This is a genomic window from Pseudomonas tumuqii (genome assembly GCF_013184545.1).
Classification (GTDB): domain Bacteria; phylum Pseudomonadota; class Gammaproteobacteria; order Pseudomonadales; family Pseudomonadaceae; genus Aquipseudomonas; species Aquipseudomonas tumuqii.
In genome coordinates this window covers 747,977-773,029 of the sequence record NZ_JAAOJA010000001.1, presented here as the reverse complement: position 1 = coordinate 773,029, position 25,053 = coordinate 747,977, and the positions used below count along the sequence as shown (strand labels likewise).

Sequence of the window (25,053 nt, the reverse complement as noted above, 5' to 3'; positions counted from 1 at the left end):
AGCGCCCATGACTGGCTAGGCAGCAGACCAGCGGGCGCTCAGCCGGCAACGCCCTCGCCCAGCGACGGCGCCAGGGCAACCGCCTGGCCCGACCGAGGTGGAGGGCGGAGAATCAACTCTGCAGCTTTCTCGGCGATCATCAACACCGGCGAACAGGTGTTGCCCGAGACGATGCTCGGCATTACCGAGGCATCGGCGATGCGCAGCCCCGGCACGCCGTGCACGCGCAGCTGCGCATCAACCACCGCATCGCGCCCCTGGCCCATCTTGCAGGTGCCGACCGGATGGAAAATCGTCGTGCCGATCTCCCCCGCCGCCCGCTGCAAATCCTCCTCGCTCTGGTAACTCGGCCCCGGCTTGTATTCCTCGGGCTTGAACGCCGCCAGTGCCGGCGCGGCGACGATGCGTCGGGTCAGGCGGATGGCATCGGCCGCCACCCACAGGTCGCGTGCGTCACTCAGGTAATTGGGCTGGATCAATGGCGCCTGCGCGGCATCCAGCGAACGGATTTCGACCTTGCCGCGGCTGTGCGGGCGCAGGTTGCACACCGAGGCGGTGAAGGCCGGGAAGCCATGCAGCGGCTCGCCGAAACGCTCCAGCGACAGCGGCTGCACGTGGTATTGCAGGTTGGCCGACGGCTGCTCGGCACTGGAACGGGCGAACGCGCCCAACTGGCTCGGCGCCATGGCCAGCGGGCCGCTGCGCTTGAGCAGATACTCCAGGCCCATACCCAGCTTGCCCCACAGGCTGCCGGCGATCTGATTGAGGGTCGGCACACCGCTGACCTGGTAGATCAGGCGCAGTTGCAGGTGATCCTGCAGGTTCTCGCCCACCCCGGCCAGCTCGTGCTGCACGCCGATGCCCAGGCGCTGCAATAACGGCCGCGGACCGATGCCCGAGCGTTGCAGCAGCGCCGGCGTGCCGATCGCGCCGGCACACAGGATGATCTCGCGGCGCGCCCGGATCACCCGCTCGCGCCCCTGCCAGCGCAGACTCAGCGCCTCGGCACGGCCTTCGGCGAGCACCACCCGCTGCACCTCGGCATCGGTCAAGACGCGCAGATTGGGGCGCTGGCGGATATCGCGGAGGAAGGCCTTCGACGCGTTCCAGCGCACGCCGCGGCGCTGATTGACCTGGAAGTAGCTGCAGCCTTCGTTATCGCCGCCATTGAAATCCTCGATGCTGGCGATGCCGCTCTGCCCGGCCGCCTGACGGAAGGCTTCCAGCACCTGCCAGGACAGGCGCTGGCGTTCGACCCGCCACTCGCCCGCCGCACCATGCACCGCGCTGCTGCCGGCGAAATGGTTCTCCGTGCGTTTGAACAGCGGCAGGACATCGTCCCAGGCCCAGCCGGGATTGCCGGCCGCCGCCCAGCCATCGTAGTCGCGGGCCTGGCCGCGCATGTAGATCATGCCGTTGATCGACGAGCTGCCACCCAGCACCCGACCACGCGGGTAGTTCAGCGCGCGCCCGTTCAGCCCGGGCTCGGCCACGGTTTCGTAGCACCAGTCGGTGCGCGGGTTGCCGATGCAATACAGATAGCCGACCGGAATATGGATCCACGGATAGTTGTCACGCCCGCCGGCCTCCAGCAGCAACACCCGTACCGCCGGGTCGGCAGACAGGCGATTGGCCAACAGGCAGCCGGCCGGGCCGGCACCGACGATCAGGTAGTCGTAGCTGTCCTCGAGTTGCTGCATCGGTGCCCTCGCTGTCGCCATTGCTGTTCGAATGGACAACAGCCTAGCCGCCCGGCAACCGAGCGGCATGATCTTTTGGTCTGAGATAGACGCGGTGAATGACAGCGCCCGGATGCAATCCGAAGATAGCTGCCCCGGATTGCATCCGGGCTACAGGGTCGAATTTCAGCCGGCGTTCAGCTCCACGCGCACCTGGGCTTCCAGCTCGCTTTTCAGCGCCGGGTCGAGCTTGAGCTGACGGGCCAGCTCCTCCAGGTAGGCGCGCTCCATGAAGTGCTCCTCATCGACCATCAGTACGCTGGCGATATACATCTCGGCGGCCATCTCCGGACTGGTCGCCGCGCGCGCCACGTCGGCCGGATCCAGCGGCTTGTTCAGCTCGGCCTCGAGCCAGCGCTGCAGTTCGGCGTCATTGGTCAACTTGACCAGCTCGCCTTCGATCAGCTGGCGCTCACGCGCATCGACATGCCCATCAGCCTTGGCCGCGGCCACCAGCGCCTTGAGAATGCCCTGGCTATGCACCTCGACCTGCGGCGCTGGCAAGCGATCGAGGGTTTGCGGTTCGCCTTGCGGCGCTTGCGCCTGCTGCGCCTGCCAGTTGCCATAGGCCTTGTAGGCGATCACCCCGAGCGCAGCCAGGCCGCCATAGGTCAGCGCCTTGCCGCCCAGCTTGCGTGCACTCTTGTTGCCCAGCAGCAAACCCATGGCACCGCCAGCCAGAACGCCGCCACCCGCACCGGAGAGCAGACTGCCCAGACCGCCGCCACCACCTGACAACAAACCGCCCAAACCACCGGCGGCGGAACCCTTGCCGGGGGTTTGCCCAGCCTTGTTTTGCAGCAGATCCTGACCGGACTTGAGTAGCTGATCGAGCAATCCACGAGTATTCATCGACAAGTCTCCTGGGTAACAAAGGTGCAAATAAGACCGCCAGACCAAATGGAAAATCCCTGCAGTCGCCGGCGGATTGCGTCGAGATGTTGCCGCCGCGCAACCTTGCGAGTCGCACGCCGCGCGTGCATAAAGGAAAACATTTAGCGTTCTACAAAAACGAACGCAATGATGTATTTTCGACAAACAGTACCGCAAGCCTGCCCAGCACCCGGTTGGTAGCCCACGATGATGACCCTGCGCCAGATCCGCCATTTCATTGCCGTCGCCGAGACCGGCTCGATCTCCGCCGCTGCCCAGGCCGTGCACATCTCCCAATCGACCCTGACCCTGGCCATCCAGCAACTGGAGGACGAGATCGGCGTCAGCCTGTTCAACCGCCACGCCAAGGGCATGTCACTGACCCACCAGGGTCACCAGTTCCTGCGTCAGGCGCACCTGATCCTGGCCACGGTGGACAACGCCAAGCGCAGCCTGCAACAGAGCACCGACCAGGTTGCCGGCAGCCTGACCATCGGCGTCACCAGCCTGGTCGCCGGCTACTACCTGGCCGACCTGATCACCCGCTTCCAGCGCGCCTACCCCAACGTCGACATTCGCGTGATGGAAGACGAACGCCCGTATATCGAGCACCTGCTGGTCAGCGGCGAAATCGACGTCGGCGTGCTGATCCTGTCCAACCTGGAAGACCGCCACGCCTTGCAGACCGAGGTGCTGACCCACTCGCCGCTGCGCCTCTGGCTGCCGCCGCAACACCCGCTGCTGGAGCACGACAGCATCAGCCTGGCGGACATCGCCAGCGAACCGCTGATCCAACTGAACGTCGACGAGATGGACCTGAATGCCCAGCGCATCTGGTCCGGCGCCGGCCTGCAGCCGCACATCACCCTGCGCACCGGCTCCACCGAGGCGGTGCGCAGCCTGGTCGCCGCCGGCCTGGGCCTGTCCATTCAACCAGACATGACCTACCGCCCCTGGTCCCTGGAGGGCGACATCATCGAAGCCCGCGCCGTGGTCGACCTGACCCAGACCCTCGACGTCGGCCTGGCCTGGCGCCGCGGCAGTGCACGACCGGCGCTGGTCGACCCCTTCCTCAGCGTTGCCCGCGAGCAACCCGCTGGCCGCAAGCCATCTATTTAATAGAACGCAGCGTTCAGTATTAAGAATTTGTGAGCCTCACGCTTGGGATCTAGTCTCTTCTTCGCACAACGAGAAGAGCGCATCGGGCCTGAGTCCTCTAGCAGCCCGCTGCCCAACAAGAAGAACTGAGAGCACACCGAATGGCTGGCACAACGACCTCCATGTCCTTTTGCAGTGAACTGTTGATCGACGGGCAACTGCTGGCCGGCGCGGGCGCGGATGAGGCGATCCTCAACCCGGCCAGCGGCGAGGTCCTGACGCAGATTGCCGAAGCCTCAAGCGAACAGGTCGAAGCCGCCATCCTGGCCGCGCACCGAGCGTTCCCCAGCTGGTCGCGGACCACTCCGCAGCAGCGCTCGCTGATCCTGCTCGGCATCGCCGACGCCATCGAGGGGCGCGCCGACCAGCTCGCCGGCCTGGAAGCCCTGAACTGCGGCAAGCCGCTGCACCTGGCCCGACAGGACGACCTCAGCGCCACGGTGGACGTATTCCGCTTCTTCGCCGGCGCGGTGCGCTGCCAGACCGGCCAGCTGTCCGGCGAATACCTGCCGGGCTATACCAGCATGGTGCGCCGCGACCCGATCGGCGTGGTCGCCTCCATCGCGCCCTGGAACTACCCGCTGATGATGGCGGCGTGGAAAATCGCCCCGGCCCTGGCCGCCGGCAACACCCTGGTATTCAAACCCTCCGAACACACCCCGCTGTCGATCCTGGCCCTCGCCCCGGTGCTCGCCGAACTGTTGCCACGCGGCGTGCTGAACATCGTCTGTGGCGGCGGCGAAAGCGTCGGCAGTCACCTGGTCAGCCACCCGCGGGTGCGTATGGTGTCGCTGACCGGCGACATCGTCACCGGGCAGAAAATCCTCCAGGCCGCGGCCAAGACCCTCAAGCGCACCCACCTGGAACTCGGCGGCAAGGCGCCGGTAATCGTCTGCAACGATGCCGACCTGCAAGCGGTGGTCGAAGGCGTGCGCAGCTATGGCTATTACAACGCCGGCCAGGATTGCACGGCCGCCTGCCGCATCTATGCTCAAACAGGTATCCATGACCGTTTAGTCGCGGAGTTGGGTGATGCCGTGAGCAGCCTGCGCTTTGCCCGCAAGACCGACGCGGACAACGAGATCGGCCCGCTGATCAGCGCCCGCCAGCGCGATCGGGTGGCCAGTTTCGTCGAGCGTGCCCTTGGCCAACCGCATATCGAGCGGGTGACCGGTGCCGCCGTGCATTCCGGCCCCGGCTTCTATTACCAGCCGACCCTGCTCGCCGGCTGCAAGCAGGGCGACGAAATCGTCCAGCGCGAAGTGTTCGGCCCGGTGGTCACCGTCACCCGCTTCGACGAGCTGGCGCAGGCGGTGGACTGGGCCAACGACTCCGAATACGGCCTGGCCTCGTCGGTGTGGACCGGCAATCTGGACAAGGCCATGCAGGTTGCCGCTCGCCTGCAGTACGGCTGCACCTGGATCAACAGCCACTTCATGCTGGTCAGCGAGATGCCCCATGGCGGCCTCAAGCGCTCCGGCTACGGCAAGGACCTGTCCAGCGATTCGCTGCAGGACTACAGCGTGGTGCGCCACATCATGGCCCGCCATGGCCAGCAACTGGATCGCCAGCCGCTGGATTGAGTGAGCAATACCGACAACTAGCCCTGACAGGCTGTGCAACGCGACGTTCAACTGCCCCGAGCCCGACAATAGACAAGAGGGAACCCCAATGTTCGTGCAAAAAACCGCTTTGTTGAGTGCGCTGGCCAGCGCACTGCTGGCCAGCGCCAGCCTGCAGGCCGCCGAAACGCTGAAAGCGCTCGGTGACGGCGAAGGGCGCCTGGATATCGTCGCCTGGCCCGGCTATATCGAGCGCGGCGAGACCGACAAGGGCTACGACTGGGTCACCGGCTTCGAGCAGCAGACCGGTTGCAAGGTCAACGTCAAGACCGCCGCCACCTCCGACGAGATGGTCAGCCTGATGGCCAAGGGCGGCTACGACCTGGTCACCGCCTCGGGCGATGCCTCGCTGCGCCTGATCGCCGGCAAGCGCGTGCAGCCGGTCAACATCGACCTGATCCCCAACTGGAAGAGCGTCGACGAGCGCCTCAAGCAGGCACCCTGGCATACCGTTGCCGGCCAGCATTACGGCACCCCTTATCAGTGGGGGCCGAACGTGCTGATGTACAACAGCAGCGTGTTCAAAGAGCCGCCGACCAGCTGGAAGGTGGTGTTCGAGGAGCAGACCCTGGCCGACGGCAAGAGCAACAAGGGCCGGGTGCAGGCCTATGACGGGCCGATCTACATCGCCGACGCAGCGCTCTATCTGAAGGCCAGCAAGCCGGAACTGGGGATCGACGACCCCTACCTGCTCAACGAAACCCAGTACGCCGCGGTGCTCGAGGTGCTGCGCGCCCAGCAGCCGCTGATCCACCGCTACTGGCACGACGTCACCGTGCAGATGAACGACTTCAAGAACGAGGGCGTAGTCGCCTCCGGAGCCTGGCCGTACCAGGTCAACGCCCTGCAACTGGAGAAACAGCCGATCGCCTCGGTGGTGCCGGTAGAGGGGGCCACCGGCTGGGCCGACACCACCATGCTGCACGCCGAGGCCAAGCACCCGAACTGCGCCTACAAGTGGATGAACTGGTCGCTGGAGCCCAAGGTGCAGGGCGACCTGGCGGCCTGGTTCGGCTCCCTGCCAGCGGTGCCGGCGGCCTGCCAGGGCAATGAGCTGCTCGGCGCCGAGGGTTGCAAGACCAATGGCTTCGACAACTTCGAGCGGATCGCCTTCTGGAAAACCCCGCAGGCCGAGGGCGGCAAGTACGTGCCCTACAGCCGCTGGACCCAGGACTACATCGCCATCATGGGCGGGCGCTAAACGCTGATCGGGTGAGGTGCGGACGCTCGCGGTAGCAGGCCCCCGCCCTCACCTGTAGGAGCCAGCTTGCTGGCGATCCGCTCTTGCGGGCGAATCAAAAGCATCGCCAGCAAGCTGGCTCCTACAGCCCCCTCGCGATGAGCGTCGAGCGGCGCAATCCGACTCACGCCGCGAACCCATAGTTTTCACTGTTGTACATCCACCGTCGACGCCCTTACCTCGTGTCGGCAACCCCCAGGACGGGGGCGGAATGGTTTTCCTCCTGGAGTTTTTGAGATGACCCTTGCAGTGCAATTTACCGGTGTGTCGCGCGTGTTCGGCGAGGTCAAGGCCGTCGACCGGGTGTCCATCGACATCCAGGATGGCGAGTTCTTCTCCATGCTCGGCCCCTCGGGCTCGGGCAAAACCACCTGCCTGCGCCTGATCGCCGGTTTCGAGCAGCCCAGCGCCGGCAGCATCCGCATTCATGGCCAGGAGGCCGTCGGCCTGGCGCCCTATCAGCGCGACGTCAACACGGTGTTCCAGGACTACGCGCTGTTCCCCCACATGAACGTGCTGGACAACGTCGCCTATGGCCTCAAGGTCAAGGGCGTGGGCAAGAGCGAGCGCTATGCCCGTGCCGAAGAGACCCTGGCCCTGGTCGCCCTGGACGGCTACGGCGCCCGCAAACCGGCGCAACTGTCCGGCGGCCAGCGCCAGCGCGTGGCCCTGGCCCGCGCCCTGGTCAACCGACCGCGGGTGCTGCTGCTGGATGAACCACTCGGCGCGCTCGACCTCAAGCTGCGTGAACAGATGCAGGGCGAACTGAAGAAGCTGCAACGTCAGCTCGGCATCACCTTCATTTTCGTCACCCACGACCAGACCGAGGCGCTGTCGATGTCCGACCGGGTGGCGGTGTTCAACAAGGGCCGCATCGAGCAGGTCGACAGCCCGCGCAATCTCTATATGAAACCGGCCACCGCGTTCGTCGCCGAGTTCGTCGGCACCTCCAACGTACTGCGCGGCGAGCTGGCCAAACGGCTCACCGGCCAGGCCCTGCCCTTCTCGATCCGCCCCGAGCACATCCGCTTCGCCGACGCTCAGGCGGCCGCCAGCGGCGAAGTGGAAGTCTGCGGCCTGCTCCACGACATCCAGTACCAGGGCGCCGCCACCCGCTATGAAATCCAGCTGGAAAACGGCCAGAACCTCAGCATCAGCCAGGCCAACGATCAGTGGCAGGCCGGCGCGCCGCTTTACCAGCCCGGCCAGCCAGTCACCGCACGCTGGGCGCGGGCGGCCATGATTGCGTTGCAGGATGCGATCCCCGGCGAGGGTCGCTGAGATGGAGGCGTCGCTGAAGGCCCGCGCACCGCGGCCAGCCCATGGCCCGCTGCACCGCCTGTCCAACCTGCTGTACCGCAAGCCGAACCTGTACCTGGCGCTGCTGCTGATCCCCCCGCTGCTGTGGTTCGGTGTGATCTATTTCGGCTCGCTGCTGACCCTGCTCTGGCAAGGTTTCTATACCTTCGACGATTACAGCATGACGGTGACCCCGCAGCTGACCCTGGACAACCTGGCGGCGCTGTTCCTGCCGGCCAACTACGACATCATCCTGCGCACCCTGAGCATGGCCATCGCCGTATCGCTGGCCAGCGCCCTGCTGGCCTTTCCCATCGCCTATTACATGGCGCGTCACACCACGGGCAAGACCAAGGCGTTCTTCTACATCGCGGTGATGCTGCCGATGTGGGCCAGCTACATCGTCAAGACCTACGCCTGGACCCTGCTGCTGGCCAAGGGCGGGGTGGCCCAGTGGTTCGTCGACCAGCTCGGCCTGGCGCCAGTGCTGCACTTCATCCTGAGCATCCCCGGAGTCGGTGGCAGCACCCTGTCGACCTCGCACCTGGGGCGCTTCCTGGTGTTCGTCTACATCTGGCTGCCGTTCATGATCCTGCCGATCCAGGCCGCCCTGGAGCGTCTGCCGCCCTCATTGCTGCAGGCCTCGGCCGACCTTGGCGCGCGCCCCTGGCAGACCTTCGTCCAGGTGATCCTGCCGCTGTCGATTCCGGGCATCGCTGCCGGCTCGATCTTCACCTTCAGCCTGACCCTGGGCGATTTCATCGTGCCGCAGCTGATCGGCCCGCCCGGCTTCTTCATCGGCAGCATGGTCTATGTGCAGCAGGGCGCAGTCGGCAATATGCCAATGGCCGCCGCCTTCACCCTGGTGCCGATCGTGCTGATCGCCATCTACCTGTCCATCGTCAAACGCCTGGGGGCCTTCGATGCACTCTGACTCTTCATCCTGGGGCCTGAAGCTGGCGGCCTGGGGCGGACTGGTGTTCCTCCACTTCCCGATCCTGATCATCTTCATCTACGCCTTCAACACCGAGAGCGCGGGCTTCAGCTTTCCGCCGCGGGGCTTCACCCTGAACTGGTTCAGCGTGGCCCTGGCGCGCCCGGACGTGCTCGAAGCGATCACCCTGTCGGCGCAGGTCGCCTGCCTGGCCACTGCCATCGCCATGCTCCTCGGCACCCTGGCGGCCGCCGCACTGTACCGCCGCGACTTCTTCGGCAAGGAAGGCATCTCGCTGATGCTGATCCTGCCGATCGCCCTGCCCGGCATCGTGACCGGCCTGGCCCTGCTCGCCGCGTTCAAGACCCTGGGCATCGAGCCGGGCATGTTCACCATCGTCGTCGGCCACGCGACCTTCTGCGTGGTGATCGTCTACAACAACGTGATCGCGCGCTTCCGGCGCACCTCGTACAGCCTGATCGAAGCCTCGATGGACCTCGGCGCCGACGGCTGGCAGACCTTCCGCTACATCATCCTGCCCAACCTCGGCTCGGCCCTGCTGGCCGGCGGCATGCTGGCGTTCGCCCTGTCGTTCGACGAGATCATCGTCACCACCTTCACCGCCGGTCACGAACGCACCCTGCCGCTGTGGCTGCTCAACCAGTTGAGTCGGCCGCGCGACGTGCCGGTGACCAACGTGGTGGCGATGCTGGTGATGCTGGTGACCATGCTGCCGATCCTCGGCGCCTATTACCTGACCAGGGGCGGTGAAAGCGTGGCCGGCAGCGGCGGCAAATAGCTCAGGGCTTGTGTACCTGGGCAGCCCAAATAATTTTCGTGGAAAGCCTAACCAGAGGATTTCGCAATGCAAAGCAAACTGCTGATCAATGGCCAACTGGTCGCCGGTGAAGGTGCCAGCCTGGCAGTCCTCAATCCGGCCCTAGGCGCGCCGCTGCTGCATATCAACGAGGCCAGCGCCGAGCAGGTCGACGCGGCCGTGCGCGCCGCCGACGCCGCCTTCGCCGGCTGGTCGCAGACCGCGCCGAAAGACCGTGCGCTGTTGCTGCTGCGCCTGGCCGACAAGATCGAGGCGCATGCCGAGGAGTTGGCCAAGCTGGAGTCGGACAACTGCGGCAAACCCTACGCCGCCGCACTCAACGATGAGATCCCGGCCATCGCCGATGTGTTCCGCTTCTTCGCCGGCGCCAGCCGTTGCCTGAGCGGCAGCGCTGCCGGCGAGTACCTGGCGGGCCACACCTCGATGATTCGCCGCGATCCGATCGGCGTGGTGGCCTCGATCGCGCCCTGGAACTACCCGCTGATGATGGCCGCCTGGAAGCTCGCCCCGGCCCTGGCCGCCGGCAACACCGTGGTGCTCAAGCCGTCCGAGCAGACCCCGCTGACCGCGCTGAAGCTGGCCGAGTTCCTCGCCGAGCTGTTCCCCGCCGGGGTGGTCAATATCGTCTTCGGCCGCGGCGCCAGCGTCGGCAGCCCGCTGGTGAGGCACCCCAAGGTGCGCATGGTGTCGCTGACCGGCTCGGTGGCCACCGGCTCGAACATCATCGCCAGCAGCGCCGCCTCGGTGAAGCGCCTGCACATGGAGCTGGGCGGCAAGGCGCCGGTGCTGATCTTCGACGACGCCGACATCGCCGCGGCGGTGGAAGGCATCCGCACCTTCGGCTTCTATAACGCCGGCCAGGACTGCACCGCCGCCTGCCGCATCTATGCGCAGAAAGGCATCTACGAGAAGTTCGTCGCCGAGTTGGGCGCCGCCGTCGGCTCGATCAAGCACGGCACCCAGGGCGACGCCAGCACCGAGCTGGGCCCGCTGATCACCGCCGAGCACCGCCAGCGCGTGGCCGGTTTCGTCGAGCGGGCCAGCGCCCAGGCGCATATCGAAGTGGTCACCGGCGGCAAGGCGCCTGCCGGTGACGGCTTCTTCTTCCTGCCCACGGTGCTGGCCGGCGCCCGGCAAAGCGACGAGATCGTCCGCCGCGAAGTGTTCGGCCCGGTGGTCTCGGTCACCCCGTTCGACGACGAAGCCCAGGCGCTGGCCTGGGCCAACGACTCCGACTACGGCCTGGCCTCCTCGGTGTGGACCAGCGACGTCGGCCGTGCCCACCGCCTCGCCGCACGCCTGCAGTACGGCTGCACCTGGGTCAACACCCACTTCATGCTGGTCAGCGAAATGCCCCACGGCGGCCTCAAGCTGTCCGGCTACGGCAAGGACCTGTCGATGTATGGGCTGGAGGACTACACCGCCGTGCGCCACGTGATGTTTAAGCATTGAGCGTTACGTTCTAAACGTAGGAGCCAGGGGACGCCTAGTCCTTGCTGGCGATCCACAGCGATGATCGCCAGCAAGCTGGCTCCTACGAACAACAACCCGCATCAGGAGCAATCAGAATGAAAACCGCACTGCGCAGTATCAGTTTGTTCATGCTGTTCGCCGCCGCCGGGCTGGTTCAGGCCGCAGACGACGCCAAGGCCATCGTCGACGGTTACATGGCCGCCTGGAACGCCCATGACGCCGAGCAGGCCGCGACCTTCCTGGCCGAGGACGCGGTGTACTTCGACGCCACCGTCGGCACCCCGCAGAATGGCAAGGCGGCGGCGCGCGACAATGTGATCAGGGTGTTCATCACCGCGGTGCCGGACCTGACCTGGAAGATGACCAGCGCACCGATCGTCGGCCCCGACGGCATCGCCTTCCAGTGGACGTTCAGCGGCACCAACAGCGGCGCCTGGGGCCCGGACACCCCGGCCACCGGCAAGCCATTGAGCTTCGAAGGGGTCAGTTTCATCCGCATCAAGGACGGCAAGATCGCCTACCAGGGCGACTACTACGACGCCCTCGGCTTCAACAAGCAGCTGGGGTGGTAAGGCCTGCGCACCGCCGGTTCGAACCGGCGGCGCCATGTGCACAGCCGCATCCTGCCCCCGCAACAGGGGCCCGTCACCAGCGCCATGCAGTTGGTCGGTTACTCGGGGGAAAATCCACAAATAGTGTTTTGCATCACACCCCGCCTCTATGCGCTTACTAATTGACGTCGGTAGGATGGCGTCAATCCGAGTAGAACTCGAGTCAGGCTATGGAAGGCTCAATCGTCCAGCGCAGACAGCCCCGACAATGTCCCGACCTGCAGCCGCCCGCAACCCCATCCTGACCGCGACCCTGGCCATCCTGCTGGCCATGGCCTGCACCCCCGGCAATGCCCAACTGCGGCCCGAGAGTTCCCTGGGGCAGGCCATCGAGCAAGCCCGCCTGACCAGCTGGCGCGGCCTGATCGAGCAGAGCGGCAGCCTGGACGAGCGCAGCAAACTGCAGGCGGCCAACGACTTCATCAATCGCTCGGTGAGCTACGGCACGGATCGCCAGATCTGGGGCGTGGACGATTACTGGGCGACGCCGCTGGAGACGCTATCGCGCGGCCGCGGCGATTGCGAAGACTTCGCCATCGGCAAGTATTTCAGCCTGGTGCAGATGGGCGTCCCCAGCGAGAAGCTGCGCCTGACCTTCGTCAAGGCCCTGTCGCTCAATCAGGCGCACATGGTCCTGGCCTACTACCCGAGCCAGACGGAACAGCCGCTGATCCTCGACAACCTCGAGCCGCGGATCAAGCCGGCCACGGAACGCCGCGACCTGCTGCCGGTGTATGCCTTCAACAACCACGGGATCTTCCTGGCCAAAGCGCCGCAGCAGAAATCCGCACAATCGCCGCAACTGCTCTCGCGCTGGAGCGATGTCAGCGAGCGCGTCCTCGCCGATGAGCGGCGCCAGCAGGCCAACCAGGGCTGAGCGACACCTCAGCGTGGCGCCAGGTGCGCCACCATCAATTGCACGCTTTCCCGACCGCGGTACTCGTTGACGTCCAGCTTGTAGGCCAGCTCGACCCAGCGCACGGTGGGATTGGGCCAGATCTCGCGGTCGATATTGAAGGCGATGCCGTCCAGGGTCTGCCCGCCGCACTCGGTCTTCAACACCAGCTTGAGGTGCTTGTCGCCGACCAGGCGCTGCTGCACCACCTGGAACAGCCCATGGAACAACGGCTCGGGGAAGTGCTGACCCCAGGGGCCGGCATTGCGCAGCTCCTTGGCCAGGGGCAGGTGAAACTCTTCGACCGACAGGGCGCCATCGGAGAGCAAGCGCCCGGTCAGGTCGTCTTCGCAAAGCTGGCGCCGCACCTCGGCATCGAAGGCGGCGGCAAAGGCACCGAAGTTGGCTTCGGGCAGCGACAGCCCCGCCGCCATGGCATGCCCGCCGAACTTGCTGATCAGCTGCGGATGCCGAGCCGCGACGGCATCCAGCGCATCACGGATATGAAAGCCCGGCACCGAACGCGCCGACCCTTTGAGCACGCCGTCGCCGGCATCGGCAAAGGCGATGGTCGGTCGGTGGTAACGCTCCTTCATGCGCGAGGCGAGAATGCCGATGACGCCCTGGTGCCAATCCGCCTCGAACAGGCACAGACCGAACGGCATGTCTTCCAGCGGCAGATCCTTGAGCTGGGCCAATGCCTCGCGCTGCATGCCCTGCTCGATGGCCTTGCGGTCCTGGTTGAGCTGATCCAGCTCCACCGCCATGTCGCGGGCCAGGGCCTGGTCTTCGCAAAGCAGGCATTCGATACCCAGGCTCATGTCGTCCAGACGCCCGGCCGCATTCAGGCGCGGGCCGAGGATAAAGCCCAGGTCGGTGGAGGTGATGCGTTCCGGCTGCCGCCCGGCCACCTCGAGAATCGCGCGCAGGCCCGGCCGCGCCCGGCCGGCGCGAATCCGCGCCAGGCCCTGATGGACCAGAATGCGGTTGTTGGCGTCCAGCGGCACCACGTCGGCGACGCTGCCCAGCGCCACCAGGTCGAGCAGCTCGGCCAGGTTCGGCTCCGGCCGCTGCGGACTGAACCAGTTCAGCTCGCGCAGCCGCGCGCGCAGCGCCAGCAGCACATAGAAAATCACCCCGACCCCGGCCAGCGCCTTGCTCGGGAACCCGCAGCCCTGCTGGTTGGGATTGACGATGGCATCCGCCGCCGGCAGCTCGGCCCCCGGCAAGTGGTGATCGGTGACCAGCACCATCAGCCCCGCCGCCTTGGCCGCCGCCACGCCCTCGACACTGGAGATGCCGTTGTCCACGGTGATCAGCAACTGCGGCTGGCGCTGCAGCGCCACCGCGACGATTTCCGGGGTCAGGCCGTAGCCATACTCGAAACGGTTCGGTACCAGGTAGTCGACATGGGCCGCGCCAAGCATGCGCAAACCGAGCATGCCAACCGTGCTGGCGGTGGCGCCATCGGCGTCGAAGTCGCCGACGATCAGCATGCGCTGGCCTTGCTCCAGGGCCCGCACCAGCAGCTCGACCGCCGCCTCGATGCCCTTGAGCTGCTGATAGGGCAGCAAACGCGCCAGGCCCTTGTCCAGTTCGACCAGCGACTGCACGCCACGGGCGGCATACAGACGGGTCAACAGCGGCGGCAGATTACCCAGGTCGGGCAGGATGGCGGGTAGCGGGCGGGCTTCGATGCGCATGTTCATTCTTTTTTGTCTAGGGCGGGTGCAACCCGCCGGGTTCCTTGCTTGGCGGGTTGCACCCGCCCTACGCTGGCTCCTGCATAAAGGCTCAGCGCTGGCCGATCAGCCACTCGATCGGCACTTCATGCTGACCACGCTCGTCGGTGACGAACAACTCACCGTCGCTGATCATCACGCTCCAGTTCAGCGAGCGCGGCAGGTCGAGGGCCAGGCTGGCCAGCGCTTCCTGGTCCAGCGCCACCACATTGATATTCTTCAGGCTGCGCACCGGGTCGAGCACCTTGGTCTGCCAGACGCGCAGGTTGCCGTAGGCCACCAGGCTGAACTTCTCGGTACGCCGCGAGCACCAGGTGATGCGATCGCTGTCGGGCTGGCCGACTTCGATCCAATGCAGCACCCGACCATCCAGGCTCTTTTCCCACAGCGCCGGCTCATCGACATCCGACAGGCCGCGGCCGAAGGCCAACTGCTCGTCATAGAACAGCGCATAGGCGATCAGTCGCGCGGCCAGGCGCTCTTCAGTCTCCGACGGATGCTTGGCCACGGTAAAGCGCAGGTTTTGATAGATGCTGCGATCGATATCGGTGAGGTTCAGCTCGATTTTGTAGGTGGTGGACGGCAGGGCCATGGGCGGGCTTCTTGACTGGGCAAATAAGCTGGCAAGTCTACCCGATGCCACCCCACTCACGTTAGAGTCGCGACCATCCCCAGATAGATGGACGCCTTATGAGCCTGCCCAGCAAACCCCTCGCCGGCCTCAAAGTGATCGAACTCGGCAGCCTGATCGCCGGCCCCTTCGCTGCGCGCATCTGCGCCGAATTCGGTGCCGAGGTGATCAAGGTCGAATCGCCGGATGGCGGCGACCCGCTGCGCAAGTGGCGCAAGCTCTACGAAGGCACCTCGCTGTGGTGGTTCGTGCAGGCGCGCAACAAGCGCTCGATTACCCTCAACCTCAAGCATGCGCAAGGGCTTGAGGTGCTAAAGAAGCTGCTGGAAGGCGCCGACATCCTGATCGAGAACTTCCGCCCCGGGGTGCTGGAAAAGCTCGGCCTGGGCTGGGAGGTATTGCACGAACTCAACCCGAAACTGGTGATGGTGCGCCTGTCCGGCTTTGGCCAGACGGGCCCGATGAAGGATCAGCCGGGCTTCGGTGCGGTGGGCGAAGCCATGGGCGGGCTGCGCTATATCACCGGCTTCGAGGACCGCCCGCCGGTGCGCACCGGGATTTCCATCGGCGATTCGATTGCCGCCCTGTGGGGCGTGATCGGTGCGCTGATGGCGCTGCGCCATCGCGAGGTCAACGGCGGCCAGGGTCAGGTGGTCGACGTGGCGCTGTACGAGGCGATCTTCGCCATGATGGAAAGCATGGTGCCGGAGTTCGACGTGTTCGGCTTCATCCGCGAGCGCAGCGGCAATATCATGCCCGGCATCACCCCGTCCTCGATCCATACCAGCGGCGACGGCAGGCACATCCAGATCGGCGCCAACGGCGATGCGATCTTCAAGCGCTTCATGCAGGCCATCAACCGCCACGACCTGGCCGATGACCCGGCCCTGGCCAGCAACGATGGCCGCGACGCACGGCGCGACGAGCTGTATGGGGTGATCGACCGCTGGGTTGGCGCGCTGCCGCTGGAGCAAGTGCTGGCCACCCTGAACCAGGCCGAGGTGCCGGCCAGCCGCATCTTCAGCGCCGAGGACATGTTCGGCGACCCGCAATACCTCGCCCGCGAGATGCTCCTCAGCGCCAAGCTGCCGGACGGCAAGCCGTTCAAGATGCCCGGCATCGTGCCCAAGCTGTCGGACACCCCGGGTGGCGTCGAGTGGACCGGCCCGCAACTGGGCGAACACACCGAGCCGGTGCTCGCTGCGCTAGGCTATTCAAGTGAGGCGATTGCCGAACTGCGCCGCAACGGCGCCATCTGAGTCCGACCAGGAGCAGCGCCATGCGTGCCGATGAACCCGCACTCCCCGAGGATGTGCTGCTGGTTTTGCAGCAGGACAGGCGCGAGGAGGCCATCGAACTGCTCCAGGCCCGCCAGGGGATAAGCGCGCAAGAAGCCGAACAACGGATCAACCGCTACCTGGAGGAAAACCCGCCGATTTGCCTGCGCGGCCCCGGCATAGTCGCCCGCAGCAAGCTCAATGCGCTGATCTGGCTGGGCCTGATCGTGCTCATGGCCTTGACCTACCTGCTGCTGATTGGCTGAGACAGCAGCGCGCCAAGCTCTCACACCCACGAAAAAGGCCGGCACCTTGCGGTGACCGGCCTTGGCCCAATCGAGCGCGCCCTTACAGCGGCTTGCCGCGGTTGCCGTGCTGGGTGACAAAACCCTGCACCGTTTTCAGGTCATTGGCCAGCACCGTGCAACGCTCTTCGCGCTCGAACAGATCAGCCAGGTGCGGCGGCAGCGCCGGGGACTGGCCGACGCCGGCCTGCTCCACCGCCTCGGGGAACTTCACCGGGTGCGCGGTTCCCAGGATGACCATCGGCGTGGCCAGGCTGCGCCGGCATTCACGGGCGGCACGCACGCCGATGGCGGTGTGCGGATCGAGCAGCTCGCCGGATTCCTCGAATACCTCGGCGATGGTTTCGCAGGTCGCCTGGTCGTCGACTGCCAACGAATCGAACAGCTTGCGCGCCTCGGTCCAACGGTCTTCCTCGACGCTGAAGCCGCCGCCCTGCTTGAAGGTCGCCATCAGCTCGGCGATGGCGGCGCCGTTGCGCCCGTGCAGGTCGAACAGCAGACGCTCGAAGTTGGACGAAACCATGATGTCCATGGACGGCGACAGCGTCGGGTGCAGCGTGTCCTTGACGTACTGATTGCCGCTCATGAAGCGGTGCAGGATGTCGTTGCGGTTGGTCGCGACGATCAGCTGGCTGATCGGCAGGCCCATGTTGCGCGCCAGGTAGCCGGCGAAGATGTCACCGAAGTTGCCGGTCGGCACCGAGAAGGCGATGGAGCGCGCCGGCCCACCGAGCTGCAGGGCGGCGTGGAAGTAGTAGACAATCTGGGCCATGATCCGCGCCCAGTTGATCGAGTTGACCGCCACCAGCCGCGTACCCTTGAGGAAGCTCTGGTCGGCGAAGCTGTCCTTGACCATCTCCTGGCAGTCGTCGAAGTTGCCTTCAACGGCGATGTTGTGGATGTTCTCGCCGAGAATGGTGGTCATCTGCCGGCGCTGCACCTCGGACACCCGGTTGTGCGGATGGAGGATGAAGATGTCGACGTTGTCGCAGGCCTTGCAGCCTTCGATGGCCGCCGAACCGGTGTCACCCGAGGTGGCCCCCATGATCACCACGCGCTCGTTGCGCTTGGCCAGCACATAGTCGAGCAGACGCCCGAGCAACTGCAGGGCGAAGTCCTTGAACGCCAGGGTCGGGCCGTGGAACAGTTCGAGCACCCACTCGTTGCTGTTCAGCTGACGCAGTGGCGCCACCGCGCTGTGGGCGAACACGCCACCTGAGCCGGCCGCGTAGGTTTCCTCGAGAATCTTCTTGAAATCGGCATCCGGAATGCTGCCGCTAACGAACGGACGCATCACCCGGAAGGCCAGCTCGTGGTAGGGCAAGCCGGCCCAGGAGGCAATTTCTTCCTGGGTAAAGCGTGGCAGGTTTTCCGGTACGTAGAGACCGCCATCACTGGCCAGGCCAGCCAGCAGAACGTCTTCGAAATTCAGGGCCGGTGCCTGGCCGCGGGTACTGATATAGCGCATGTTTGGCAAACCTTCGGTTTGAGCTGCAAGCTTCAAGCGGTAAGCCGCACGCGCCTGCTGCGCGTGCGGCCTGCTGCTGGTTAGTTCAACTGTTCGACGCGGATGCGCATGACTTTGCCGACGACATCGTCCAGCGCTTCCAGGGCGGCCAGCGCCTCGTCGATGCGCGCCTCGACCACCCGGTGGGTCACCAGAATCATCGGCACCAGGCCGTCGTGTTCTTCGACTTCCTTCTGCATGATCGACTCGATGTTGATGCCGCGCTGCGACAGGATGCTCGCCACCTGAGCCAGCACGCCGGGATGATCCTTGGCCTGAATGCGCAGGTAGTAGGCGCTCTCGCAGGCCGCGATCGGCAGAATCGGGTGATCGGACAGCGAATCCGGCTGGAAGGCCAGGTGCGGCACACGATTGGTCGGGTCGGTGGTCAAGGCGCGCACCACATCGACCAGATCGGCGATGACCGAGGACGCGGTCGGCTCCATGCCGGCACCCGCGCCGTAATACAGGGTCGACCCCGCCGCGTCGCCATTGACCATCACCGCGTTCATCACGCCGTTGACGTTGGCGATCAGGCGATCGGCCGGGATCAGGGTCGGGTGCACACGCAACTCGATACCGGCGTCGGTGCGCCGCGCCACACCCAGGTGCTTGATGCGATAACCCAGGGCCTCGGCGTAGTTGACGTCAGCCGTGGTCAGCTTGGTGATGCCTTCGGTGTAGGCCTTGTCGAATTGCAGCGGGATGCCGAAGGCGATGGAGGCGAGGATGGTCAGCTTGTGCGCCGCATCGATGCCTTCGACGTCGAACGTCGGATCCGCCTCGGCATAGCCCAGGGCCTGGGCTTCCTTGAGCACGTCATCGAAGGCACGGCCCTTCTCGCGCATTTCGCTGAGAATGAAATTGCCGGTGCCGTTGATGATCCCGGCCAGCCAGTTGATGCGGTTGGCGGCCAGCCCCTCGCGGATCGCCTTGATCACCGGAATACCACCCGCCACCGCCGCCTCGAATGCCACTATCACGCCCTTCTCGCGCGCCCGGGCGAAGATCTCATTGCCATGCACGGCGATCAGCGCCTTGTTGGCGGTGACCACATGCTTGCCGTTGTCGATGGCCTTGAGCACCAGGTCACGGGCCAGCGTGTAGCCGCCGATCAGCTCGATGACGATATCGATTTCGGGGTTGTCGACCAGCGCGAAGACATCGTTGGTAATGGGGGTACCGGTAATGTCGCACAGCGGGTTCTGCGAACGCAGCGCAATCTGCGCCACTTCAATATCACGCCCGGCACGCCGCGCGATTTCCTCGGCGTTGCGCTTGAGCACGTTGAAGGTACCGCCACCGACGGTACCTAGCCCACAGATGCCTACTTTGACCGGTTTCACACTGAACTCCCCATCTGCACTGCGTAAAACGGCCGGAGCTAGCTCCGGCCGCAGAAAAGAAAAAAGAGCCGCACCTTACGAAGCGGCTGTTTATTAGTCAATCGGCCCCAGGGCCGCAATCACTTGGCTCCGAGCGCCAGCTTGGCCAGTTGCGGCGCCGGCTGGTAACCGGGTATCAGCTTGCCGTTTGCCAAGACGATCGCCGGCGTGCCACTGACCCCGATCATCTGCCCCAAGGCGTACTGCTTGGCCACCGGATTGTCACATTCAGCAGCGGGTACCTCCTGGCGCGTCTTGGCCAAGTTCATGGCCCCCTGGCGATCCTTGGCGCACCAGACACTGACCAGCTCCTTGTAGGCCGGGCTTTGCAAACCCTGGCGCGGGAAGGCCACGTAGCGCACCTCGACGCCCAGGCGATTGAGCTCCGGGACTTCGCTGTGCAGTTTCTGGCAGTAACCACAATCGGTGTCGGTGAACACGGTGATGTGGGTCTTGGCCTGCTCCGCCGCGAAGATCACCATTTCCTTGGCCGGAATGCTGTTGATCTCTTTGGCAATCTCTTTGGTTTCATGCTGTTCGGTCAGGTTGACCGCCTTGCCGTCCTTGATCTGGAACAGATAGCCCTGCAGGAGGAACTGACCGTCGCCACTGGCATACAACTGGCGGCCGCCCTTGAGCTGAATCTGATACAGACCGGGCATCTGACTCTCGGCAATCGCTTCGATTGGCAGGTCTGGCTGAATCGACTGCAGGCTCTTGCGGATCACCTGATCGGGGTCGGCGGCCAGGCTCAAGCTGCTGGCAAGACCGAGGGCCACGGCTGCGAAAATGCGGGTCACGCGCATGGATACTCCTAACGAGCGTCGGACAAACAAAGGTTGCAACAGCCTACCATAGATGCCCGCAAAGGCAGACCACGGCAGGCCGGACGGCCACCTCAGCCCCGCGGATGGTGCTGGGCATGCAACTCTTGCAAACGCGCTCGCGCGATATGGGTATAAATCTGCGTGGTCGACAGATCGCTGTGCCCTAAAAGCATCTGCACCACTCGCAGATCGGCACCATGATTGAGCAAATGGGTAGCAAACGCATGACGCAACGTGTGCGGCGACAGGCTCTTGGCGATACCCGCGACTCTGGCCTGCAGTTTGATCCGATGCCAGAAGGTCTGCCGGGTCATTTGCTCGCCGCGCAAGCTGGGAAACAGCACATCACTAGGCTTGCCGCCCAACAATAAGGGCCGCGCCTCTTTACTGTAGCGCTCGATCCACAAGATCGCCTCTTCGCCCAGTGGCACCAGGCGTTCCTTGCTGCCCTTGCCGAACACGCGCAGCACACCCTGGCGCAGATTGACCTGCTCCAGGGTCAGGCCGATCAACTCGCTGACCCGTAGACCGCAGGCATACAGCACCTCGAGCATGGCACGGTCGCGCAGACCGATCGGATCATCCAGTTCCGGCGCCGCCAGCAGCGCCTCTACATCCGCCTCCGAGAGGGATTTGGGCAACGACCTGCCGAGCTGCGGCAAATCGACCTGCAGGGTCGGATCGGCGCCAATCACCCCTTCACGCAGCAAAAATCGATAAAAACCGCGCAACCCCGAGATCAACCGCGCCGTCGAGCGGGCCTTGTAGCCCTCATTCAAGCGCCAGGCCAGATGATCGAGTATCAGCTCGCGCCCGGCGCTGGCCAACTCCAGATCGCGTGCCTGCAGCCAACCATTGAACAACGCCAGATCGCTGCGGTAGGCCGCCCGCGTGTGCACGGACAAGCCTTTCTCCAGCCACAGGGCATCGAGAAAACGGTCAATCAGCGGGTGGTCGATAGCGGGCATCGGACAGGACCATGTGCAAGTGGGCAGCGCTAGTTTTCCACAGCGCTGCCCGTGCAGGCCAGGGCTACCGCACGCGAGAAAAAATGCAGCACAACTCTGCACCTGCGCCACGCGCCAACCCCTGCCCGGCAAGGACGGGCTTCACTCTGCCCAGAAACGCAAAAAGCAGCCCGAAGGCTGCTTTTCATAAGGAAACTGAGGCTTAGCCCAGTTTTTCCTTGATACGTGCTGCCTTACCGGACAGGTCACGCAGGTAGTACAGTTTGGCTTTGCGTACGTCACCGCGACGCTTGACGGCCAGGCTGTCGACCAGCGGGCTGTAGGTCTGGAAAGTACGCTCTACGCCGACACCGTTGGAGATCTTGCGAACAGTGAAAGCACTGTTCAGACCACGGTTACGCTTGGCGATTACCACGCCTTCGAATGCCTGCAGACGCTCACGGTCGCCTTCCTTCACTTTAACCTGGACGACAATGGTGTCACCCGGGGCGAACGGAGGGACTACTTTGCCCATCTGCTCAGCTTCGATCTGCTGAATGATCTTGTTGGTCATGCTGCGCTCCTAAGACCAGCCGTCTGGCCGATCATCGATACATTAACTATCGTCCCGCTGGCGGATGTATTCCTCCAGCAGCTTTTTCTCTTCCCCAGAAAGCGAGCGGCTATCCAGAAGATCGACACGGCGTTCCCAGGTCCGACCGAGGGACTGCTGTAAACGCCAGCGCCGGATGTGTTCGTGATTGCCGCCGAGCAGCACCTCAGGAACACGTTTATCCGCATACACCTCCGGACGCGTGTAATGCGGGCAGTCGAGCAGGCCATCCGTAAAGGAATCCTCCTCGGCCGAACTTGCATGACCCAATGCACCAGGCAAAAGGCGCGTTACCGCATCGATCAGCACCATGGCCGGCAGCTCACCGCCAGACAGGACGTAATCCCCGATCGACCATTCTTCATCGACATGCGTTTCAATGAAACGCTCATCGACGCCTTCGTAGCGCCCGGCAATGAGGATCAACGCCTCCTCGTTCGCCAGTTCGCGTACGGCTGACTGCGTCAGCTGACGACCCTGCGGCGAAAGGTAGATCACCTTCGCTTTTACACCTGCGGCCTGCCTGGCATCGAGCAAGGCATCCTCAAGCGGCTTGATCTTCATCACCATGCCCGGACCACCACCGAAGGGCCGATCATCGACAGTGTGATGACGGTCCGTGGTGTAGCTCCGCGGGTTCCAACAGGTCAGTTGCAGCAAGCCCTGTTTCACCGCACGGCTGGTGATGCCGTAATCGCTGATTGCGGCAAACATTTCCGGGAACAGCGTAATGACTTCAACGCGCAGATTTGGCATCAGGCTTAGAAGTCCGCATCCCAGTCGACCCGCATTTCGCCAGCACCAAGGTCAATCGACAACACGCATTGTTCCGTATAGGGCAACAGGCGCTCACGATCATCCAGGCTGTCGGTGCAGGGTTTGACCACAATCACATCGTTGGCGCCGGTCTCGAACAAATGGTCGATCTTGCCGAGCAACTGCCCTGCCTGATCGATAACCTTGAGACCTTCCAACTGATACCAGTAGAACTCGCCTTCACTCAGATCAGGCAGCTGGCTGCGCGGCACACAAATCTCGAAACCGGCAAAGGTACGCGCTACCTCGCGATCATCGAGACCCTTGAGCCTCGCCACCAGGACCTTGCCTTGCAGGCGTCCACTGGCCACTTCGACTTGCTTCACCTCGTTGTCACGCCTGAGCGTCCAGCGAGGGTAATCGAGCACGTTGGTCAAAGGATCAGTAAAGGAAAACACCTTCACCTCGCCTTTTATGCCATGCACCGAGACAATCTTGCCAAGGACCACTAAGTCCTCGGCGGGAGCTGGCGTCATGCTCATAAGGTTGCTTAGGCAGCAGCCTTGGCAGCTTCCTTGAGCAGCTGAGCAACACGCTCAGACGGCTGCGCACCCTGACCGAGCCAGTAAGTGGCACGCTCTTGGTCGACAGACAGCTTGATTTCGGCACCCGAAGCAACCGGGTTGAAGAAACCAATACGCTCAACGAAGCGACCATCGCGCGCATTGCGGCTGTTGGTCACGGTGAGGTGGTAGAACGGGCGCTTTTTGGAGCCGCCACGGGCAAGACGGATGGTTACCATTGAACTTCTTTCCTGTAGTCGGTGCTGCAAACTAGAAAATGCATGCATAGGGCACTAGGCCCGAAAGGCCGCATATTCTAAGGATTATCGCTACTTTTGCAAAGCCTTTTTCCGAGGACCGGAAAAGCGCTGCAAAAAAAACGGCTGCGAGCTGCAAGCCTCAAATCACCACTCTGGCCTGCAGCCTTGCTACTCACGCTTACATCTTCGGCATACCGCCCGGCATCATACCGCCCATGCCACGCATCATCTTGGCCATGCCGCCCTTGGCCGTGAATTTCTTCATCATCTTCTGCATCTGCTTGTGCTGCTTGATCAGGCGACCGATGTCCTGCACCTGAGTGCCGGAGCCCATGGCGATGCGGCGCTTGCGCGAACCGCTGATGATTTCAGGATCGCGTCGCTCGCCCGGGGTCATCGAATTGATGATGGCCTCCATCTGCTTGAACTGCTTCTCGGCCGCGCCCTGAGCGTTACCCATCTGCGCCAGGTTGACGCCACCCATCTGCGGCAACTTGTCCATCAGGCCGCCAAGACCGCCCATGTTCTTCATCTGCTGCAACTGATCACGGAAGTCTTCGAGATCGAAGCCCTTGCCCTTCTTCAGTTTCTTGGTCAGCTTGTCGGCTTTCTCGCGATCGAGGGTCTGCTCGGCCTGCTCGATCAGGCTGAGCACATCGCCCATGCCGAGGATGCGCGAGGCGATCCGCTCGGGATGGAACGGCTCCAGCGCATCGCTCTTCTCGCCCATGCCAATGAACTTGATCGGCTTGCCGGTGACATGCCGCACCGACAAAGCGGCACCCCCGCGGGCATCGCCGTCGACCTTGGTCAGGATGACCCCGGTCAGCGGCAATGCATCACCGAAGGCCTTGGCGGTGTTGGCGGCATCCTGACCGGTCATCGCATCGACCACGAACAGGGTCTCGACCGGCTTGATCGCGGCGTGCAGCTCCTGAATCTCCGCCATCATTTCGGCATCGATGGCCAGACGACCGGCGGTATCGACGATCACCACATCGATGAATTTGAGCTTGGCTTCCTTGATCGCCGCCTCGGCGATCGCCACCGGCTTCTGGCTGATATCGGACGGAAAGAAGGTCACGCCGATATCGGCGGCCAGGGTTTCCAGCTGCTTGATCGCTGCCGGACGGTAGACGTCGGCCGACACGACCAGCACGGTCTTCTTCTTGCGTTCCTTGAGAAAGCGCGCCAGCTTGCCGACCGTGGTGGTTTTACCCGCGCCCTGCAAACCCGCCATCAGCACGACGGCCGGCGGCGTGACATTCAGCACCAGGTCTTCGTTGGCCGCACCCATCAGCGCTTCCAGCTCGGCACGCACGATCTTCACGAAGGCCTGACCCGGCGTCAGGCTTTTCGACACCTCGGTACCGACCGCACGGTCCTTGACCTTGCTGACGAAGTCCTTGACCACCGGCAACGCGACGTCAGCTTCGAGCAACGCCATACGCACTTCGCGCAAGGTGTCCTTGATATTGTCTTCGGTCAGCCTGGCCTTGCCAGTGACATTGCGCAGCGTCTGCGAGAGGCGGTCGGTAAGATTTTCGAACATGCACGT

Annotated in this window: 24 protein-coding genes; 11 read left to right on the top strand and 13 right to left on the bottom strand. The window is 64.1% G+C overall.

Annotated elements, in window-relative coordinates; genetic code table 11:
- Window positions 1-38 precede the first annotated feature (38 nt).
- Window positions 39-1,700, bottom strand: coding sequence for a GMC family oxidoreductase (locus G9C89_RS03475; RefSeq protein ID WP_172144465.1), 1,662 nt, complete (start codon window positions 1,698-1,700; stop codon window positions 39-41).
- Between the two features lie 165 nt (window positions 1,701-1,865).
- Window positions 1,866-2,591, bottom strand: coding sequence for a tellurite resistance TerB family protein (locus G9C89_RS03470; RefSeq protein ID WP_172144463.1), 726 nt, complete (start codon window positions 2,589-2,591; stop codon window positions 1,866-1,868).
- Between the two features lie 228 nt (window positions 2,592-2,819).
- Here G9C89_RS03470 and G9C89_RS03465 point away from each other — a divergent pair, with 228 nt between their 5' ends.
- From G9C89_RS03465 to G9C89_RS03425, 9 genes are all read left to right on the top strand, one after another.
- Window positions 2,820-3,731, top strand: coding sequence for a LysR family transcriptional regulator (locus G9C89_RS03465; RefSeq protein ID WP_172144461.1), 912 nt, complete (start codon window positions 2,820-2,822; stop codon window positions 3,729-3,731).
- A gap of 161 nt (window positions 3,732-3,892) precedes the next feature.
- Window positions 3,893-5,353 (top strand): gamma-aminobutyraldehyde dehydrogenase, encoded by a 1,461-nt coding sequence (locus G9C89_RS03460; protein ID WP_390623752.1) that lies wholly within the window; start codon window positions 3,893-3,895, stop codon window positions 5,351-5,353.
- 88 nt (window positions 5,354-5,441) lie between these two features.
- Window positions 5,442-6,593 (top strand): putative ABC transporter substrate-binding protein YdcS, encoded by a 1,152-nt coding sequence (ydcS, locus tag G9C89_RS03455; RefSeq protein WP_172144457.1) that lies wholly within the window; start codon window positions 5,442-5,444, stop codon window positions 6,591-6,593.
- Between the two features lie 276 nt (window positions 6,594-6,869).
- A complete protein-coding gene (locus tag G9C89_RS03450) occupies window positions 6,870-7,913 on the top strand; it encodes an ABC transporter ATP-binding protein (protein ID WP_172144455.1) in 1,044 nt (347 codons plus the stop codon).
- A gap of 1 nt (window position 7,914) precedes the next feature.
- Window positions 7,915-8,865 (top strand): ABC transporter permease, encoded by a 951-nt coding sequence (locus tag G9C89_RS03445; RefSeq protein WP_172144453.1) that lies wholly within the window; start codon window positions 7,915-7,917, stop codon window positions 8,863-8,865.
- Complete coding sequence (locus G9C89_RS03440; protein WP_172144451.1) at window positions 8,855-9,664, top strand: ABC transporter permease; 810 nt, start codon at window positions 8,855-8,857, stop codon at window positions 9,662-9,664. The genes G9C89_RS03445 and G9C89_RS03440 overlap by 11 nt, the downstream gene beginning before the upstream one ends.
- Before the next feature lie 66 nt (window positions 9,665-9,730).
- A complete protein-coding gene (locus G9C89_RS03435) occupies window positions 9,731-11,155 on the top strand; it encodes a gamma-aminobutyraldehyde dehydrogenase (protein ID WP_172144449.1) in 1,425 nt (474 codons plus the stop codon).
- Window positions 11,156-11,271: 116 nt separating this feature from the next.
- Window positions 11,272-11,748, top strand: coding sequence for an ester cyclase (locus G9C89_RS03430; protein ID WP_172144447.1), 477 nt, complete (start codon window positions 11,272-11,274; stop codon window positions 11,746-11,748).
- Between the two features lie 247 nt (window positions 11,749-11,995).
- Window positions 11,996-12,664, top strand: a complete 669-nt coding sequence (locus G9C89_RS03425; RefSeq protein ID WP_172144445.1) for a transglutaminase-like cysteine peptidase — start codon at window positions 11,996-11,998, stop codon at window positions 12,662-12,664.
- 8 nt (window positions 12,665-12,672) lie between these two features.
- Here the strand turns inward: G9C89_RS03425 and recJ are convergent, their stop codons facing one another.
- Window positions 12,673-14,385: a single-stranded-DNA-specific exonuclease RecJ gene (gene recJ, locus G9C89_RS03420; RefSeq protein ID WP_172144443.1), complete on the bottom strand. Its 1,713-nt coding sequence runs from the start codon at window positions 14,383-14,385 to the stop codon at window positions 12,673-12,675.
- A 91-nt stretch (window positions 14,386-14,476) separates the two neighbouring features.
- The gene (locus G9C89_RS03415) at window positions 14,477-15,016 is read right to left on the bottom strand and encodes a YaeQ family protein (RefSeq protein ID WP_172144441.1); all 540 of its coding nucleotides are present in this window, start codon (window positions 15,014-15,016) and stop codon (window positions 14,477-14,479) included.
- A gap of 98 nt (window positions 15,017-15,114) precedes the next feature.
- Here G9C89_RS03415 and G9C89_RS03410 point away from each other — a divergent pair, with 98 nt between their 5' ends.
- Both G9C89_RS03410 and G9C89_RS03405 read left to right on the top strand, forming a co-directional pair.
- Window positions 15,115-16,314: a CaiB/BaiF CoA transferase family protein gene (locus tag G9C89_RS03410; RefSeq protein ID WP_172144439.1), complete on the top strand. Its 1,200-nt coding sequence runs from the start codon at window positions 15,115-15,117 to the stop codon at window positions 16,312-16,314.
- A 20-nt stretch (window positions 16,315-16,334) separates the two neighbouring features.
- Window positions 16,335-16,598, top strand: a complete 264-nt coding sequence (locus G9C89_RS03405) for a hypothetical protein (RefSeq protein ID WP_172144437.1) — start codon at window positions 16,335-16,337, stop codon at window positions 16,596-16,598.
- 82 nt (window positions 16,599-16,680) lie between these two features.
- Here the strand turns inward: G9C89_RS03405 and thrC are convergent, their stop codons facing one another.
- The 9 genes from thrC to ffh form a co-directional block, all read right to left on the bottom strand.
- Entirely contained in the window at window positions 16,681-18,105 is a 1,425-nt protein-coding gene (thrC, locus tag G9C89_RS03400; RefSeq protein WP_172144435.1) for a threonine synthase, read from the bottom strand.
- An 80-nt stretch (window positions 18,106-18,185) separates the two neighbouring features.
- The gene (locus G9C89_RS03395; protein WP_172144433.1) at window positions 18,186-19,490 is read right to left on the bottom strand and encodes a homoserine dehydrogenase; all 1,305 of its coding nucleotides are present in this window, start codon (window positions 19,488-19,490) and stop codon (window positions 18,186-18,188) included.
- Between the two features lie 119 nt (window positions 19,491-19,609).
- Window positions 19,610-20,335 (bottom strand): thioredoxin fold domain-containing protein, encoded by a 726-nt coding sequence (locus tag G9C89_RS03390; RefSeq protein ID WP_172144431.1) that lies wholly within the window; start codon window positions 20,333-20,335, stop codon window positions 19,610-19,612.
- Window positions 20,336-20,427: 92 nt separating this feature from the next.
- Entirely contained in the window at window positions 20,428-21,324 is an 897-nt protein-coding gene (gene xerD, locus G9C89_RS03385; RefSeq protein WP_172144429.1) for a site-specific tyrosine recombinase XerD, read from the bottom strand.
- 202 nt (window positions 21,325-21,526) lie between these two features.
- Window positions 21,527-21,877, bottom strand: a complete 351-nt coding sequence (gene rplS, locus G9C89_RS03380) for a 50S ribosomal protein L19 (RefSeq protein WP_172144427.1) — start codon at window positions 21,875-21,877, stop codon at window positions 21,527-21,529.
- A 42-nt stretch (window positions 21,878-21,919) separates the two neighbouring features.
- Entirely contained in the window at window positions 21,920-22,672 is a 753-nt protein-coding gene (trmD, locus tag G9C89_RS03375; protein ID WP_172144424.1) for a tRNA (guanosine(37)-N1)-methyltransferase TrmD, read from the bottom strand.
- 5 nt (window positions 22,673-22,677) lie between these two features.
- Entirely contained in the window at window positions 22,678-23,214 is a 537-nt protein-coding gene (gene rimM, locus G9C89_RS03370; RefSeq protein ID WP_172144422.1) for a ribosome maturation factor RimM, read from the bottom strand.
- Between the two features lie 8 nt (window positions 23,215-23,222).
- Window positions 23,223-23,474, bottom strand: a complete 252-nt coding sequence (gene rpsP / locus G9C89_RS03365; RefSeq protein ID WP_172144420.1) for a 30S ribosomal protein S16 — start codon at window positions 23,472-23,474, stop codon at window positions 23,223-23,225.
- A gap of 199 nt (window positions 23,475-23,673) precedes the next feature.
- Window positions 23,674-25,047, bottom strand: a complete 1,374-nt coding sequence (gene ffh / locus G9C89_RS03360) for a signal recognition particle protein (protein ID WP_172144418.1) — start codon at window positions 25,045-25,047, stop codon at window positions 23,674-23,676.
- Between the last annotated feature and the right edge of the window lie 6 nt (window positions 25,048-25,053).